We start from the raw sequence: 16797 nt of genomic DNA on the forward strand, positions 1-16797 counted from the left end.
GAAGTAGGCCAGGAACGGTCCCGGCACCTACTTTTCATCACTTGATCAAGTGGGAGCGGACCCGCCCCCGGAGGTCAGCCCTTGATGTAGGGCTTGCCGTCGGCGGCCGGTGCCCGGACCCGACCGACCAGCCCGGCGACCGCCAGGATCGTCGCCAGGTAGGGCAGCATGGCCAGGAACTGGCTGGGGATCGAGCTGCTGATCGCGCCCAGGTACGTGGCGAGCTGGTCGGCGAATCCGAAGAAGAGCGCGGCGAGCAGCGCGCCGGTCGGGTTCCAGCGGCCGAAGATCAGCGCAGCCAGGGCGATGAAGCCCTTACCGCCGATCATGTTCTTGGTGAACGAGTAGAGCGCCAGGGTGTAGGACGCGCCGCCGATGCCGGCGACCACACCGGCCAGCAGCACGTTGCGGTAGCGCACCCGCAGGACCTTGACGCCGAGCGTGTCGGCGGCGATCGGGTGCTCGCCGACCGAGCGGGTCCGCAGCCCCCACCGGGTGCGGAACAGCCCGATGTGGATCACCAGCACCAGGAGCAGCCCGAGGTAGAGGAAGATGTTGCCGCGGAACAACGCCGGACCGAGCACCGGGATGTCCTTCAGCAGCGGGATCTCCCAGTTGCTGAAGCGAGGCGCGCTGTTGTACTTCGCGGCGTCGGTCTGCATCAGCCGCTCGTAGAGGAAGCCGGTGACGCCGACGGCCAGCAGGTTCAGCACGATGCCCATGACGACCTGGTCGACCAGGTAGCGGATGGCGAAGACGGCCAGCAGCAGCGAGATGAACGCGCCGCCAATGGCTGCGGCGACCAGGCCCACCCACACGCTGCCGGAGATGCTGCCGAACAGGGCCCCGCTGAACGCGCCCATCAACAGTTGGCCCTCGATGGCCACGTTGACCACGCCGGACCGCTCACAGAGCACCCCGGCGAGCGCGCCGAAGATCAGCGGCAGGGCCAGGATGAACGTACCCCGGATGATGTTGACCAGCGGCATGAAGTTCTGCCCGGCCGGCGCGGCGCTGACCTGCCAGCAGAGGAACGACAGCACGAAGGCGACCAGCCCGACGCCGAGCACGGGAAGGAACCACCGCTTCGGCACCCCGGCGAGCAGCGCCGCGCCGGCGGCGATCGTGATGATCCCGAACAGGATCGCCCCGATCGTGCCGTTGATCTCCAGTGCGGCACCGGCCGCGTCGTCGCTGAGGGTGAACCGGGCCTGTTGGTCGGTGGCGAGCGCGCCGAAGAGCACCGCGGCCAGCAGGCCGAGCGCCAGCAGCGTGAGACCGACCTTCCGGCTGCGGGTCCAGAAGCCCTCGTCGACCGGGGCGACCGCGATGTCGGGGACAGCCATGGTGGACATGAGTTACCAGCCCTTCGCCAGGCTCGTCTGCAACCGGGCGGCGCGCGCGGCCCGGAGCTGGAAGATCGCCTTCACCAGAGCCGGTGCGGCGATGAAGATGACGATCAGCGCCTGGAGCACGGTCACCAGCTCCAGCGAGATCCCGGAGTACGACTGCATCCGGTTACCACCGGCCTGAAGCGCGCCGAACAGCAGCGCGGCCAGCAGCACCCCCCAGGGCTTCACCCGCCCGAGCAGTGCCACCAGGATGCCGTCGAAACCGATCTGCGCGACCACCAGCGGGGTCAACGCGCTGGCGGTCGAGCCGAGCACCATGTTCGAGCCGCCGAGGCCGGCCAGGATTCCGGCGAAGACCATGATCAGGATGTACGTCCGGGTGACGCTGATGCCCGCGGTCCGGGCGGCGTCCGGGTTGGCGCCGACCGCGCGCAGCTCGAAACCGAGCGTCGAGCGGTTGAGCAGCCAGGCGACCGCCCAGGTGGCCAGCACGGCGAGCAGGATGCCGGCGTGCACCCGCAGGTTGTCGCCGAGCAGTCGGGGCAGCTGGGCGGAGGGGTCCACCGCCCTGCTGATCGCGTCGGTGCGGTTCGGGTCCTGCACGCCGTTCTGCACGATCAACCAGGTGAGGAAGTACGTGGCGACGTAGTTGAGCATGATCGTGTTGATCACCTCGTGCGCGCCGGCACGGGCCTTGAGGATGCCGGGGATGAAGCCCCAGATCGCTCCACCCAGCGCGCCGGCCAGCACCGCCACCAGCAGGTGCAGGCCAGGCGGCAGCGGCAGCAGGAAGCCGGCCAGCGCCGCCATGATCACACCGATGGTGGCCTGGCCCTGGGCGCCGATGTTGAACAGGCCGCCCCGGAAGGCCAGCGCCACCGACAGGCCGGTGAAGACCAGCGGCGCCGCGTAGGTCAGCGTCTCCGAGATCGGCGCGAGCACCGCCTGCCAGCCGTTGGCGCCGTCCAACCAGCCGGAGAACGCCTCGGGGTCGAAGATCGAGCCCTTGAACAGGTTCGCGTACGCCTCGCTGACGAGCGTCCAGCTGGAGTTGATCGCGTCGGACGGGCGGGAGGTGATGTACGAGTAGGTGGCGAGCACGTCGGGATCAGAGATGATCATCAGCACCGCGCCGACCACGATCGCCAGCACCAACGACAACAGCGTCACCGTGAAGGTGTTCGCCGCCCAGAGGTTGTCCAGGAACAACCGGCCCAGGCTCGGCTTCGGCTCCGGGGCCGGCTTCGTGGCCGAGCGGTCCGGCTCGGTCGCCACCTCGGCGCGTTCGGTGTTGCCGAGCGCGTTCTGCGCGGCCTGCGCCTCGCTCGCCGGCTCCTTGTCCGGCGAGCCGGACTGCGGATTGGGGTTGGTCATGCCTCGTCCTCGCTCGCGGAGCCCGCGTCGCGCGCCGGGCTCCCGTCTGCCGCGCCGGGCTTGTCGGGGGCGGGTGCCGCACCGGGCCCGTCGGCGGCGATTGCCGCGTCGGGCTTCTCGGCGACGGCGTCGTGGGCCTCGTCCGGGCTGATGCCGGCCATCAACAGGCCGATCTCCTCACGCGGGGTGTCCGGGCCGACGATGCCGATGATCCGGCCGCGGTACATCACCGCGATCCGGTCGGCCAACCCGATCACCTCGTCGAGTTCGCTGGAGACCACCAGAACGGCGGTGCCGATGTCTCGTTCGCGGATGACCTGGCTGTGGATGAACTCGATCGACCCGACGTCGACGCCACGGGTCGGCTGGGCGGCGATGAGGAGCTTCAATGGCCGGGACAGCTCCCGGGCCACGATCACCTTCTGCTGGTTACCCCCGGACAGGGTGCCCACCGCCGCCTCGGCCGATGAGGTACGGACGTCGAACTGCTCGATCCGCTCCTTGGCGGAGGCGGCGATCGCGTCCGGCTTCAGCGCGAGCCCGGCACCGAACGGCGGCCGGTCGTAGATGTCCAGCACCAGGTTCTCCGCGACGCTGAACTCCTTGACCAGGCCGTCCACGCTGCGGTCCTCAGGTACGTAACCGACGCCCGCCCGGAGCACCCTCTTCGGCTTCCAGCCGTTGATCTGGTCGCCGGCCAGGCTGATCGTGCCGGCCAGCACCGGGCGCAGGCCCATGATCGCTTCGATCAGCTCGGTCTGACCGTTGCCCTGTACGCCCGCCACGCCGAGGACCTCGCCCGCGCGCACGGTCAGGTCGACGCCGTCGACCGCGCGGATCTGCCGGTCGTCGTCGACGACCAGCCCGGCCACCTCCAGCACCGGGTCGCCCGGCGTGGCCGGGGTCTTGTCCACGGTGAGCCGGACGTTGCGCCCGACCATCAACGCGGCCAGTTCGTCCCGACTGGCCTCGGGCGAGGCGGTGCCGACGGTCTTGCCGCGTCGGATCACGGTGATCCGGTCGGCGATGGCCTTGACCTCGCCGAGCTTGTGGGTGATGAAGACGATCGACTTGCCGGCCGCCTTGAGCGACCGCATGACCGTCAGCAACTCCTCGGTCTCCTGGGGGGTGAGCACCGCTGTCGGCTCGTCCAGGATGAGCAGGTCGACGTCGCGGGTGAGCGCCTTGACGATCTCGACGCGCTGCTGGATGCCGACCGGCAGGTCCTCGATCACCGCGTCCGGGTCGACCCGCAGGTTGTAGCGCTCGGACACCTCGGTGACCTCGCGCCGGGCCCGACGCCGGTCCAGGAAGCCGGCGATGCCGCCCCGGACCTGCTCGGCGCCGAGCATCACGTTCTCGGCGACGGTGAAGACCGGCACCAGCATGAAGTGCTGGTGCACCATGCCGATCCCGGCGCCGATAGCGTCGGACGGGCCCTTCAGCTTCAGCGGCTTGCCGTCGACCAGGATCTCGCCCTCGTCGGGCTGGTAGAGCCCGTAGAGCACGTTCATCAGGGTCGACTTGCCCGCGCCGTTCTCGCCGAGGAGGGCGTGAATCTCTCCAGGCTCCACCGTCAGGTCGATGTGATCGTTGGCGACCAGATCACCGAACCGCTTGGTGATGCCGCGCAGTTCGAGTCTCAGCGCAACCTCCTGGAGTGCGAGCGATGGTGCAGCCTAGCTGCCGTGGAACCAACCGGGCCGGGCCGGCTGCCGTGGTGCGCGATCGGCCGCTCCGACCCCGCGGGGTATCCGCAGAGCCAGAGCGGCCGATCGGGTCGTACCTGTCCCCACCGACCTCCCCGATGATCTCACCGGAGGGGTCGGCCGGTTGTCACTTGGTCGGCTGGGCCTTCGAGGTGACGGTGATGGTGCCGGCGGCGATGTCCGCCTTGATCTTGTCGACCTCGGCCTTCAGCTCGGCCGGGACCTTGCTGTCGAAGTCGTGGTACGGGGCGATCGAGACGCCGGTGTTGGCCAGGGTGCCGACGAAGCCCGGCTTGGCCTCCAGCTTCTCGCCACCGGCGGCCTTCACCACGGCCTCCTTGACGGCCTCCGGGATGTTCTTGACCACGGTGGTGACGATCGCCGAGCAGTCCGGGGTGCTCTCGCAGCCGTCGACGTCCACCCAGATGGTGCTGTACTTGCCGCCCGAGGCCTTGGCCGCGGCGGTGGTGCCGAGGCCGGAGCCGCCGGCGACCGGCATGATGATGTCCGCGCCCTGGGCGACCAGCGCGTCGGAGACCTTCTTGCCCTCGTCCTGCTTGGCGAAGTCGTTGGTGAAGGAACCCTTCTGGGTGTCCTTGTTCCAACCCAGCGCCTGGACGTTCTTGCCCTTGGTGGTGTTGAAGTACTTCACACCGTCGACGAAGCCGTCCATGAAGATCGTCACCGGCGGGATCGGCAGACCACCGTAGGTGCCCACCTTGCCGCTCTTGCTCATCCCGGCGGCCAGGTAACCGGCCTGGAACGCGGCCTGGGCGGTGTCGAACTGCATCGGGTAGACGTTGGCGTCACCCGGGTTGGCGTCGACGATGCCGAACTGCTGGTTCGGGTTCGCCTTGGCGATCTTCGAGGTGGCGTCACCCATCAGGCCACCGACCGCCAGGATGAAGTCGCACTTCTGGTTGACGTACTGCGTCAGGTTCGGCTCGTAGTCGGCCTCGGCCTTCGACGCGACGAACTTGATGTCGATGTTGTCGTTGGCGGCCTTGGCGTCCTGCAGACCCTTCCAGGCCGAGGTGTTGAACGACTTGTCGTCGATGCCGCCGACGTCGGTCACCATGCAGGCGCTGAACTTCTTGCCGCCACTGCCGGCGTTGTTGTCATCCTTGGGCGCCTCGCCACAAGCAGCGGCGGTGAGCGCGAGCCCACCCACCGCGAAGATCGAAGCGATCCGCATCCCACGCACCGAGCGCAAGACGTCTCCTTCCCATTGCTCACCGCGCCTTGTGCGGTGGCAGCCCATCAGCCGGCCTGCGGGTGTGCCGCCGGCTGTCCCACGTTACGGACGGGAGCGTACGCCCGCGCCCACCCACCGGCCGACAATCGTGCACGACTGTTGAGCGCCTGTTACCCGGGTGTAACCCTTGCGTGGGGCACGTCACTCTTCGTGCTGGTAACCGTGCGCCGCAGCGTCCGCAACGTCCGTTTTCTGGAGGCGTTTCCCTCCTCGGACGTTACCGCCAAAAGACCGCGACCGCCGCGTTGACCAGGGTCAGACCGACGATCGCCAGGAAATGACCGCGGTTGACCACGTCCCGCTTCCGGGAGAAGAAGACCATGACGAAGATCAGCAGCGCGATCACCAACTTCGTCACAAGTTTTGCCGGGTTCGGCTCGTCGTCGCCGCCGCCGCGCAGCGGCGCGGAGAGGCCCAGCCCGGTCAGCAACTGGATCACAGCGCCCCACAGCATGGCCGGGTTGATCCGCAGTCGACCGCTGGCGTACTGGGCGATCGAGCCACCGAGCAGCAGGGCGAACCCGATCAGATGGACGTAGAGAAGGATGAGTCTGAGAGCTTCCACGCCCGCCATACTCCCCTATGAACGACGGATCGTAGTAGAGGGAATCGCCCACGGACGCGGATCAGTCGATCAACCGGCCGCTGGAACGCCGACCCCTCTCAGCCCTTGACGGCTCCCGAGGTCAACCCGGAGACGATGTAGCGCTGCAGGAACTGGAAGACCAGCACCGTCGGGATCGCCGTCAACAGGGTGCCGGCCGCGAAGATGCCGAAGTTGTTGTTGCGCTCGTTGCCCTCCAACAGGCCGTACATCCCCACCGCCAGGGTCTTGGAGTCGGTGCTGGTGAGGAAGACGTTGGCCATCAGGAACTCGTTGATGGTGCCGATGAAGGCCAACAGCCCGGCGACCGCCAGGATCGGCGCCACCAACGGCAGCATGATCCGGAAGAAGACCTGGGCGTGCGAGGCGCCGTCCATGGTCGCCGACTCGTCCAGCTCCCGGGGCAGCGTGTCGAAGAAGCCCTTCATCAACCAGGTGTTCACCCCGAGCGCTCCACCCAGGTAGAGCAGCAGCAGCCCCCAGGGAGTGTTGAAGCCGATCGACGGCCACAGGTCGGTGATCGTGCCGAAGATCAGGTAGATCGCCACGATCGCCAGGAACTGCGGGAACATCTGGATCAGCAGCAGCGAGAGCAGCCCCACCCGGCGGCCGCGGAACCGCATCCGGGAGAACGCGTACGCGGCGAGCGCCGAGAGGAACACCGACGCGAACGACGCCACCCCGGCGATCAGCAGCGAGTTGAGAAACCACCGCCCGAAGGCGGTTCGCTCGAACAGCCCACCGAAGTTGCCGAGGGACACCCCGCCGGTCGGCACCAGCTCGGTGGTCGACAACGTGCCGAGCGGATTGAGCGCGGCGGAGAGCACGAACACGATCGGGAACAGGCTGAACAGCACGGCGAGCAGCGCCACCAGGTGCCGCCAGCCGACCTGGGCGAACCAGCGGTTACGCCGACCGGTCCGGTTGCGGTTGACCGCGCTCACGGAAGCCACCTTTCGTTCGCGACTGCGGGGCTCGCGCTCACGCGTACACCTCTTCCTGTTTGCGCGTCCGCCGGAAGCTGACCGCGGAGACCACCGCGACGATGGCGAAGATGAACAGAGAGATCGCGGCGGCGAAACCGAACTGCGCGCCCTGCCCGCCGAAGGCCAGCCGGTAGGTGTACGTGATGAGCAGGTCGGTGGCGCCGTTGGCCGGGTTGTCGGCGGGGAAGGGAGCACCCTCGGTGGTCAGGTAGATCGCGTTGAAGTTGTTGAAGTTGAACGCGAACGACGAGATCAGCAGCGGGGAGAGCGCGACCAGCAGCAGCGGCAGGGTGACCGCGCGGAAGGACTGCCAGGGCGAGGCCCCGTCGACCGAGGTGGCCTCGGTCAGCTCGCGCGGAATGGCCTGCAACGCGCCGGTGGCGACCAGGAACATGTACGGGTAACCGAGCCAGAGCTGCACCAGGATGACCGCGAAGCGGGCCGTCCACGCCTGCCCGAACCAGTCCACGTCCACCCCGAACAGGTTGTTGATCAGTCCGAAGTCGGCGTTGAACATGTCCCGCCACGCCAGCAGCATCGCGAACGACGGCATGGCGTACGGCAGGACGAGCACCACCCGGTAGAGATTGGTGCCGCGCATCCGGGGCGAGTGCAGGACCAGGGCGATCAGCATGCCGAGCAGGAACGTTCCACCGGTGGAACCGATGGCGAAGGCGAAGTTCCAAATGAGACTGCCCAGGAACGGGCCGGAGATGTTCTCGTCGGTGAGCACCCGGGTGAAGTTGGTCAGCCCGACGTTGACCTTCCAGCCCTGGGCCAACCGCTCACCGTCGGCGGCGACGAAGGCGCCCACCTCGGCGTCGGCCGTCCAGGTTTGCCCGGTCTCGGTGTCCCGGACGCAGTCGCAGCCGGCGTCGTACGCCCGCACCGCCTTGCCCTCGTACGCGCGGGACAGACCGCTGGAGCGCACCGCGCCGCCCGGGGTGGGCACCACCAGGTCGGTGATCTCCTTGCTGCGGGAGCTGGCCTGACCGACGGTCAGCACGGTGTACCCGTCGGCGGCGGTGACCCGGCCACCGGTGGCGACAGTGACGTCGGCGGGGTCGAGGCGGCGCAGCCCGTCGGTGTCGCCGACGGAGACGGCGCCGGTGCCCGGGTCGGTGACCAGGAAGACCAGCGCCCCGGTGGCCGGATCGCCCGACGTCGCGATGGACAGCGCGTACTCGGTGGATCCGGGAACCTGGGTGACCGACGAGGACTCGACGGCGACGATCGCGTCGTCCTTGCTGCCCCGGTGCCCGTCACCGTAGTTGGTGAAGGCGGTGCTGGCGGTGTAGAGCACCGGGAGGACCTGGAAGGCGATCAGGAACAGGGTGCCGGGGACCAGGTACTTGGCCGGGACGTGTCGGCGGGTGAGGTACAGGTAGAACAGCCCGGCGGTGGACGCCGCCAGCAGTGCCAGGCCGGCCCACATCTCGGCGGCGACGAGCGGGAACGCCGCCCAGACCGCGACTCCGGCGGTCAGGCCGAGCAGGAGCACCTTGCCGGCGAGCCCGGTCACTGTGACCGGCGCGTCGTCGCGGGTGCGCGAGGGCGCGGGGCGGGAGCCGGTGGGCTCCCGGCCCGGGGCCTGCGTGGCAGACCCCGGGCCGGACAGCGGCGTACTCATTACTTGATCTGGCCGGAGATGGTCTTGCCGGCCGCGGTGATGGTGCTGGTCGGGTCTGCCCCGCCGATGACGGCGGCCTCGGCCTTGCCGAACGGGTCCCAGATCGCGGCCATCGCCGGGATGGCCGGGAGGACCTGCCCGTTCCTACCGGCCTCCTGGAACTTGGCCAGATCCGGGTCGGTGCCCTTGACCTGGTCGAGGGCGGCGGTCAGCGCCGGCGGCCGGGGCTCGGCGTCGTACAGCGCGACGGCCAGCTCGGGAGTGGTGGTGTAGTTGGCGACGAACTCCTGGGCCAGCGCCTTGTTCTTGCCCTTGGCGGCGACGTAGAACGCCTGCACACCCACGAACGGCTGGGCCTCCTTGCCACCGGCGAAGCCGGGGATCGCCGAGATGTCGTACTTGATGTTGGCCTTCTTCACGTCGGCCACGGCCCACGGCCCGGAGACCAGGTACGCGCACTTCTTGCCGGTGAAGGTGGCGATCGAGTTGGTGTCCGCGATGGAGCGCTTGAGCACTCCCGCGCCCTTCTCGCCGAGCGCGCCGATCTTCTTGAAGGCTTCGATCGACTCGGGCTTGCCCACGCCCAGGTCCTTCGGGTCGTAGTCCCCGTTGGCGCCGGTCCCGAACAGGTATCCGCCGGCAGAGGTGTAGAGCGGATAGATGTGGTACGCGTCGCCGTTCTGGCCGACCTGGAGGCAGAGCGTCTCGGTGGCCTTCTTCGACGCCTTGAGCGTCCGGCCGGTCGCGACCAGGTCCTCGATGGTCTTCGGTGCCTCCGGGGCCAGCTCGGTGTTGCGGATCAGCGCCAGGTTCTCCTGCGCGTACGGCACGCCGTAGAGCTGACCGTTGAAGGTGACCGCCTTGATGGCGGTCGCGTTGAAGGCGCTCTTCTGTTCGGCGGCGAGCTGCACCGGGTCGATGGCGCCGTTCTGGACCAGGTTGCCGATCCAGTCGTGCGCGCCGACCACGACGTCGGGCCCGCTGCCCTGCTGGGACGCGGTGACGAAGTTGGTCTGGAGGTCCTTGCTGACGGCCTGGACCTCGACGCTGACGCCGTTCTCCTGGCCGAACTTCTCGGCGAACGGCTTGAGGGCGGCGGTCCGCTTGTCGTCCGCCCAGATCACCAGTTTGCCGCCGGCGGCCTTGGGGGTTTCCTTCGCGGCCGGCTCGTCGCTGTCGCCACCGCAGCCTGAGGCGGCGAGCGCCAGGGCGAAGAGGGCGACCACACCCGCGGTACGGATGCGCATCGGTACTCCTGTCGTCATGGCGGCTCGCCGGGGGACGGGCGGCTCGCCAGTGGAAAGTCTGGAAGTTCTTGCCGATCGGCGCATGGATGCTGCGCCGCCGCTCTCGCATGTTGCGGGGACGTTAGCAAGACGTTGCAAGTAATGGAAGGGCTTGCAGAGGACCCCGCAAGAACTTGCCGGTGGGCTAAAGTGCCGCCATGCGCGCTCGACTGTCCGACATCGCCCAGCAGGCCGAAGTCAGCGAGGCCACGGTGTCGCGGGTGCTCAACGACCGCCCCGGCGTGGCTCCGGAGACCCGGCAGGCCGTCCTCACCGCCCTCGACGTGCTCGGGTACGAGCGGCCGGCCCGGCTGCGTAAGCGCAGCGCCGGTCTCGTCGGCCTGGTGGTGCCGGAGCTGGACAACCCGATCTTCCCCGCCTTCGCCCAGGTCATCGAGTCCACCCTGGCGCAGAGTGGATTCACGCCGGTGCTCTGCACCCAGACCGCCGGCGGCGTGACCGAGGACGAGTACGTGGAGATGCTGCTGGACAGGCAGGTCTCCGGGATCGTCTTCGTCTCCGGCCTGCACGCCGACACGGCCGCCAACCACGACCGCTACCGGGCGCTGCTCGCCCGGCCGTTGCCGGTCGTGATGATCAACGGGTACGTCCCCGGCATCGGTGCGCCCTTCGTCTCCTGCGACGACCGGGAGGCCGCCGAACTGGCAGTTGCCCACCTGGTCGCGCTCGGGCACCGACGGATCGGCCTGATCACCGGCCCGGACCGGTTCGTCCCGGTGCAGCGCAAGGTGGCCGCCTGGCGTTCAGCGATGACCCGGCTGGCCGGCGTCGCCGAAGCCGACCTGGGCCCGCTGGCCGAGCTGTCACTGTTCGGAGTGGAGGGTGGCGAGGCGGCGGCCGGCCGCCTGCTGGACCGCGGCGTCACCGGAGTGGTCTGCGGTTCCGACCTGATGGCGCTCGGCGCGATCCGGGCCGCCCGTCAACGCGGCCTCGACGTGCCCGGCGGCCTCTCCGTGGTCGGCTACGACGACTCCCCGCTGATGGCCTTCACCGACCCGCCGCTGACCACCATGCGGCAACCGGTCACCGCGATGGCGGTGGCCGCCGTCCGCGCCCTGGTGGACGAGATCAACGGACACGGCGCCCCGCACTCGGAGTACCTGTTCCGTCCGGAGCTGGTGGTGCGCGGCTCCACGGCTGTCGCGCCGAGTTCCGCACGCTTGTCTTACGCAAGATCTGCTTGACTCTTGCAACGGCGGGCCGGCATATTGCTCGAATGATCAGCACCGCCACCCCACCGCAGACCACCGACGACGACTGGTGGCGCTCTGCGGTCGTCTACCAGGTGTACGTCCGCAGCTTCGCCGACAGCGACGGCGACGGCACCGGCGACCTCCAGGGCATCCGGCAGCGCCTGCCGTACCTGCGCGACCTCGGGGTGGACGCGCTCTGGCTGACCCCCTTCTACACCTCGCCGATGATCGACGGCGGGTACGACGTGGCCGACTACCGGGACGTCGACCCGATGTTCGGCACACTCGCCGACTTCGACGCGATGATCACTGACGCGCACGCTTACGGCCTTCGGATCATCGTCGACCTGGTGCCCAACCACACCTCCAGCGCGCACCACTGGTTCACCGCGGCGCTCGCCGCCGGCCCCGGCTCACCGGAGCGGGCCCGCTACCTCTTCGCCGACGGTCAGGGCACGCACGGCGAGTTGCCCCCGAACGACTGGGAGAGCATCTTCGGCGGCCCCGCCTGGACCCGGGTCGCTGACGGCCAGTGGTATCTGCACCTGTTCGACAGCTCGCAGCCGGATTTGAACTGGCGTCACCCGGAGGTTCGGGCCGAGTTCGAAGACGTGCTGCGGTTCTGGCTGGACCGGGGCGTCGACGGATTCCGCGTCGACGTGGCGCACGGCATGATCAAGGCCGAAGGGCTGCCGGACGTCGGCTTCAGCACGGCGACCACCGGCCAGCGCCAGGTCGAACTGCTCGGCAAGGGCCGGCTGCCGTACTTCGACCAGGACGAGGTGCACGAGATCTACCGGGCCTGGCGGCCCATCCTGGACAGCTACCCAGGCGGTCGGATGGCGGTCGCCGAGGCGTGGGCCGAGACGCCACAGCGCCTCGCCCGCTACATCGGCCCGGACGAGTTGCACCAGGCGTTCAGCTTCGACTTCCTCGACGCCACCTGGTCGGCCGACTCGTTCCACAAGGTGATCGACACCGCGTTGGCCGAGGCGACCGTCGTCGGAGCGCCCACCACCTGGGTGCTGTCCAACCACGACAAGCAGCGCCATGTCACCCGGTACGGCGACGGCGACGAAGGGCTGCGCCGAGCCCGGGCCGCCAGCCTGCTGATGCTCGCCCTGCCCGGCTGCGCCTACCTCTACCAGGGCGAGGAACTGGGCCTGCCGGAGGTCCTCGACCTCCCCGACGAGCTGCGCCAGGATCCTGCGTTCCTGCGTACCGGCGAGAGCCGCGACGGCTGCCGGGTGCCCATCCCGTGGGACGGTGAGCTGGCTCCGTACGGCTTCGGGCCGGCCGGCAGTGAGCTGAGCTGGCTACCCGCGCCGGCGCTCTGGCGGGCGCTGTCCGTCACGGCGCAGACCGACGTGCCCGGCTCGACCCTGGAGCTGTACCGGACCGCGCTGCGGATCCGCCACGTTCATCCCGCGCTGGCCCTCGACGCCGACGGGGTCACCTGGCAGGAGAGCGAGCCGGGCGTGCTGGCCTTCTCCCGCTCCGCCGGAGCGACAGTGCTGACCTGCGTCGTCAACATGAGCGGCGCCCCGGTCCTGATCGACGGGTACGGTCAGCCGCTCGTCGCCAGCGACGAGCTCACCGAACAGGGCTCCGGCCGGCTGCTGCCAATTGACGCGGCAGCCTGGTTGGAACGGCGCTGAACGGGTAACCCGTTCTCGACCTGGTCGTTCGTCGTGCCCCGCGCCGGCGGGCGACTGGGCTACCGGCCCCTTGTGGTGGGGGGTGAGGTGCCACCGGCGCCGCGCGGAGTCCGCTCCGCGTGGCGCCGGTGTCCGTGCACGTCAACCCAGGTCGTCGTCACTTCGCGGTGAGCAACGCGGCGATCCGGGTGAAGCCGGCACGTACCTCGGCCTCGTCCGGCGCTTCGACGGGCTCACCGTGGCCGGCCTCGTCGGCTGCCGCGTCCAACTCCTCGTCGATCACGTCCTCGAAGTCGCCGTACAGGTCGGCCCCCTCCACCTGCCGGGCCTCGTCCTCGGCGGCGACCTGCGCGGCGGCGATCTCGCTGCGGATCTCGTCGGCGGACAGCGCCGGCAGCAGCGGCTCCACCACGGCCATCAACTGCTCCTCGGCCACCACCGCCTCGGCCAGGGCCAACGCGTGCGGTCGCTCGTACGGCCCGCAGACCACCGGCTCCCACTCGTCGATATCACCGAGCGGACCGAAGGTGATGATCCACGGCAGGCCGAGGAGTGGCGAGTCCGCCGGCAGGTCCAGTGTCATGAGTGCGCCCACCGGCTCATCATGGTCCGCGAACGCGAGCGGCGGCGCAGTTCTGCTCAGTTATCGCCCGTCCGACGGTCGATCGGCAGCCGGTCAGCCGGGGCGGACCGCGTCCAGGGCGGCGCGGACCAGAGCGAGCGCGGTAGCCGGTGGCACGCCGAGCCGGGCCGCCTCCGCCGCATAACCGGCCGCCGCCCGCTGCAACCGGTCGACGGCGTCGTCCCGCCCGGGGGCGACGAAGGTGCCGTTGCGGCCCCGGGTCTCCAACAGCCCGGCCGCCTCCAGCTCCCGGTAGGCGCGGGCCACCGTGTTCGCGGCCAACCGCAGGTCGGCCGCGAGCTGCCGGACGGTGGGCAGGCGGCTGCCCACCGGCAACCGGCCGTCGCCGATCAGCTCGGCGAGCTGCACGCGCACCTGCTCGTACGGGGGCACCGACGAGTCCGGGTCGACCGAGATCAGCACCTGCACGCCTTCCGTCATCAGCCCGCACCGCCCGGCGTACCGGGGTCGATGCCCTCGTCGACATCCTTCGGTGGGGCGGGGGTCTCCGCCAGGTCCACCACTCGGCCGGTGGTGCTGGTCGCCAGGAGCGCCGCGCCGAACAGCACCAACTGGTTGAGAAGGTAGAGGTACAGCAGCAGACCGACGGCGCCGGCCACCACGGTGTACGCCGGGTTCCGCTCGGTCCGCACCACGTAGTACCGGCCGACGGTGTTCAGCAGCGTGATGCCGACAGCGACGAGCAACACCACCGGGCGCAGCCGGGACCGGCTCATCCGCAGCCGGGGCACGGCGAGCAGCAACGCGGTGGCGAGCACGGTGTTGACCAGCACGCTGAGCACCGCGCTGATGGTGGTCAGGCCCACCGAGCCGGTGCTGCGCAGCAGGAAACGCAGCAGCGACTCCAACGCGTCCACCGCCGCGACCGAGACGCCGAGCAGCACGAAGACGCCGATCATCACGCCCAGGTCGACGAGCCGCCGCACCACCAGATTGCCCGGCTGCTGGTTGAGCTGGTACATCAGCCGCTGCGAGGACCGGATGGCCTCGACCCAACCGATCCCGGTGAAGACCAGGATGACCAGGCCGACCACACCGACGGTGCCGCTGGAGTTGGCGATCTGCTCGGCGTCCAGGAACGGCAGATTCTCCTTGAGGAAGTCGGCCGCCGCCGCGCTGACCTCGTCGTTGTCCTCCAGGATCGCGCCGAAGACGGAGAACGCGACCAGGGCGAGGGCGAACACGGCGAAGAAGCCGTAGTAGGCGATCGCGGCGGCCAACCGGCCGGCCAGCACCTCGCCGTACAGCACCCCGGCCCGCCACACATGATCGAAGAGCCCCGACCGGTGGCGCGCGGCGCTCACCCAGCGGTCGATGCCCGTCTCGATCCGGCCGATCACGTTCACGCGGTCATCCTCGCCGATCTCCCACCGCTGTAGGGGCAACCGGCTCCCGATGCTCGCCGGCCGGCGCGTCGCTGCTTCAGGTGCTGACGGCTCGAATGCCGGCCTTTCAGGTGCCGAGGCAGAAGTCCCGACGCGGCTGCCACCTGGCCTGCCCGCTGTGCGAGAAGAGGGTGAACCCGTCGACCTCGAACATCGCGGAGAAGTCGGCCAGATCCTCGTACACCCGGTCCAGGGCCTCCGGCGCCACGTCCTGAGCCACTGTGACGTGCGGATGGTACGGGAAGCGGAGTTCGCGGTGCAGGCCCGGCGCCGCGGCGATGGCCGCGGCCAGCAGCTCGCACTCGCTGATCCCGGCGGCCACCGCGACGAACACCACCTGGGTGACCGGACGGAACGTGCCGGTGCCCCGCAGGTGCAGGGTGAACGGCAGGTGTGCGGCGGCGACGGTGGCCAGGTGCCGCTCGACCGCCGGCAGGTTGGCCGTGCGGATCTCGGTGGGCCCGAGCAACGTCACGTGCGCGGGCACCGCCAGCGGATCACCGGCCTCGACCCGCCGCCGGGTGAGCAGGGCACCCCACGGCTCGGGGATGTCCACGGCGATGCCGATCTGGATGGTGTCGCCGGTCGGCGGCACCCCGCCACTGCGATCCACGCTTCGCGCCGCCCCTCCGAGCACCGAGCCGTCCACCTGTACCGCGGAGCTACTCGCCGCGCACGGGCGGGAAGAACCCGACCCGCTCGTACGCGGACCGCAGGGTCGTCGCGGCCACCGCGCGGGCCTTCTCCGCGCCGGCCGCGAGCAGCTTGTCCAACTGCGCCGGATCGTCGAGGTAGGCGCGGGTGCGCTCCTGGATCGGCCGGACGAAGTCCGTCACGACCTCGGCCAGCTCCTTCTTCAGATCGCCGTAGCCACGACCCGCGTAGGCGGCCACCAGCTCGTCGATGCTGCGGCCGCTGAGCGCCGAGTAGATGGTCAACAGGTTGGACACACCCGGCTTGGTCTCGGTGTCGAAGACGATTTCCCGACCGGTGTCGGTCACCGCCGAACGGATCTTCTTCGCGGACCGGGCCGGATCGTCGAGCAGGTCGATGATGCCGGCCGGCGAGGACGACGACTTCGACATCTTCGCGGTCGGGTCCTGCAAATCGGTGATCTTGGCAGTGTCCTTGACGATGTGCGGCGCGGGCACCGTGAAGGTCGCGCCGAACAGCGAGTTGAAGCGCTGGGCCAGATCCCGGGAGAGTTCCAGGTGCTGGCGCTGGTCCTCGCCGACCGGGACCGCGTTGGCCTGGTAGAGCAGGATGTCGGCGGCCTGGAGGACCGGATAGGTGAACAGCCCGACGCTGGCCCGCTCGTTGCCCTGCTTCTGCGACTTGTCCTTGAACTGGGTCATCCGGCTGGCCTCGCCGAAGCCGGTGATGCAGCCGAGCACCCAGGCCAACTGCGGGTGCTCGGGCACCTGCGACTGGACGAACAGGGTGCTGCGTTCCGGGTCGAGCCCGACCGCGAAGAGCTGGGCCGCGGCCACCCGGGTCCGCTGGCGCAGCAGCGCCGGATCGTGCCCCGCCGTGATGGCGTGCAGGTCCACCACGCAGTAGAACGCGTCGTGGGTGTCCTGGAGCGCCACCCAGTGCCGCACCGCGCCGAGATAGTTGCCGAGGTGGAACGAGTCGGCTGTCGGCTGGATGCCGGAGAAGACGCGGGGCCGGGCGGGAACGTCGGACATGGCGATAATTCTG

The 16797-nt window shown here is 69.5% G+C and carries 15 protein-coding genes; 2 read left to right on the top strand and 13 right to left on the bottom strand.

What is annotated here, in order from left to right:
- Positions 1-74 precede the first annotated feature (74 nt).
- The 8 genes from ACIBEF_RS13050 to ACIBEF_RS13085 all read right to left on the bottom strand — a co-directional run bounded on the left by ACIBEF_RS13050 (position 75) and on the right by ACIBEF_RS13085 (position 10157).
- Entirely contained in the window at positions 75-1355 is a 1281-nt protein-coding gene (locus tag ACIBEF_RS13050) for an ABC transporter permease (protein ID WP_357199973.1), read from the bottom strand.
- A 3-nt stretch (positions 1356-1358) separates the two neighbouring features.
- On the bottom strand, positions 1359-2726 hold the full coding sequence (locus tag ACIBEF_RS13055; protein WP_396793596.1) for an ABC transporter permease: 1368 nt from the start codon (positions 2724-2726) through the stop codon (positions 1359-1361).
- Entirely contained in the window at positions 2723-4372 is a 1650-nt protein-coding gene (locus tag ACIBEF_RS13060; protein WP_396793691.1) for an ABC transporter ATP-binding protein, read from the bottom strand. Before ACIBEF_RS13060 ends, ACIBEF_RS13055 begins: the two co-directional genes overlap by 4 nt.
- 190 nt (positions 4373-4562) lie before the next feature.
- On the bottom strand, positions 4563-5630 hold the full coding sequence (locus ACIBEF_RS13065; protein WP_396793692.1) for a BMP family protein: 1068 nt from the start codon (positions 5628-5630) through the stop codon (positions 4563-4565).
- Positions 5631-5907: 277 nt separating this feature from the next.
- On the bottom strand, positions 5908-6255 hold the full coding sequence (locus ACIBEF_RS13070) for a hypothetical protein (protein ID WP_238671145.1): 348 nt from the start codon (positions 6253-6255) through the stop codon (positions 5908-5910).
- A gap of 98 nt (positions 6256-6353) precedes the next feature.
- Positions 6354-7238: a sugar ABC transporter permease gene (locus ACIBEF_RS13075; protein WP_396793597.1), complete on the bottom strand. Its 885-nt coding sequence runs from the start codon at positions 7236-7238 to the stop codon at positions 6354-6356.
- Between the two features lie 37 nt (positions 7239-7275).
- Entirely contained in the window at positions 7276-8910 is a 1635-nt protein-coding gene (locus ACIBEF_RS13080) for an ABC transporter permease subunit (protein WP_396793598.1), read from the bottom strand.
- Positions 8910-10157 (bottom strand): extracellular solute-binding protein, encoded by a 1248-nt coding sequence (locus ACIBEF_RS13085; protein ID WP_396793599.1) that lies wholly within the window; start codon positions 10155-10157, stop codon positions 8910-8912. Before ACIBEF_RS13085 ends, ACIBEF_RS13080 begins: the two co-directional genes overlap by 1 nt.
- Before the next feature lie 197 nt (positions 10158-10354).
- Here ACIBEF_RS13085 and ACIBEF_RS13090 point away from each other — a divergent pair, with 197 nt between their 5' ends.
- Together ACIBEF_RS13090 and ACIBEF_RS13095 are read left to right on the top strand one after the other, a co-directional pair.
- Entirely contained in the window at positions 10355-11401 is a 1047-nt protein-coding gene (locus ACIBEF_RS13090) for a LacI family DNA-binding transcriptional regulator (RefSeq protein ID WP_355010194.1), read from the top strand.
- Positions 11402-11433: 32 nt separating this feature from the next.
- On the top strand, positions 11434-13068 hold the full coding sequence (locus ACIBEF_RS13095; protein ID WP_396793600.1) for a glycoside hydrolase family 13 protein: 1635 nt from the start codon (positions 11434-11436) through the stop codon (positions 13066-13068).
- A gap of 157 nt (positions 13069-13225) precedes the next feature.
- Here the strand turns inward: ACIBEF_RS13095 and ACIBEF_RS13100 are convergent, their stop codons facing one another.
- The 5 genes from ACIBEF_RS13100 to trpS all read right to left on the bottom strand — a co-directional run bounded on the left by ACIBEF_RS13100 (position 13226) and on the right by trpS (position 16784).
- Positions 13226-13663, bottom strand: coding sequence for a hypothetical protein (locus ACIBEF_RS13100; RefSeq protein ID WP_357199953.1), 438 nt, complete (start codon positions 13661-13663; stop codon positions 13226-13228).
- Positions 13664-13744: 81 nt separating this feature from the next.
- The gene (locus ACIBEF_RS13105) at positions 13745-14131 is read right to left on the bottom strand and encodes a GntR family transcriptional regulator (RefSeq protein WP_124856404.1); all 387 of its coding nucleotides are present in this window, start codon (positions 14129-14131) and stop codon (positions 13745-13747) included.
- Positions 14131-15057, bottom strand: coding sequence for a YhjD/YihY/BrkB family envelope integrity protein (locus ACIBEF_RS13110; protein ID WP_366605236.1), 927 nt, complete (start codon positions 15055-15057; stop codon positions 14131-14133). Before ACIBEF_RS13110 ends, ACIBEF_RS13105 begins: the two co-directional genes overlap by 1 nt.
- A 106-nt stretch (positions 15058-15163) precedes the next feature.
- Positions 15164-15745: a 2'-5' RNA ligase family protein gene (locus ACIBEF_RS13115; protein ID WP_396793601.1), complete on the bottom strand. Its 582-nt coding sequence runs from the start codon at positions 15743-15745 to the stop codon at positions 15164-15166.
- Positions 15746-15758: 13 nt separating this feature from the next.
- Entirely contained in the window at positions 15759-16784 is a 1026-nt protein-coding gene (gene trpS, locus ACIBEF_RS13120; protein WP_387351022.1) for a tryptophan--tRNA ligase, read from the bottom strand.
- Positions 16785-16797 lie beyond the last annotated feature (13 nt).

The organism is Micromonospora sp. NPDC050795 (assembly GCF_044456785.1).
GTDB lineage: Bacteria > Actinomycetota > Actinomycetes > Mycobacteriales > Micromonosporaceae > Micromonospora.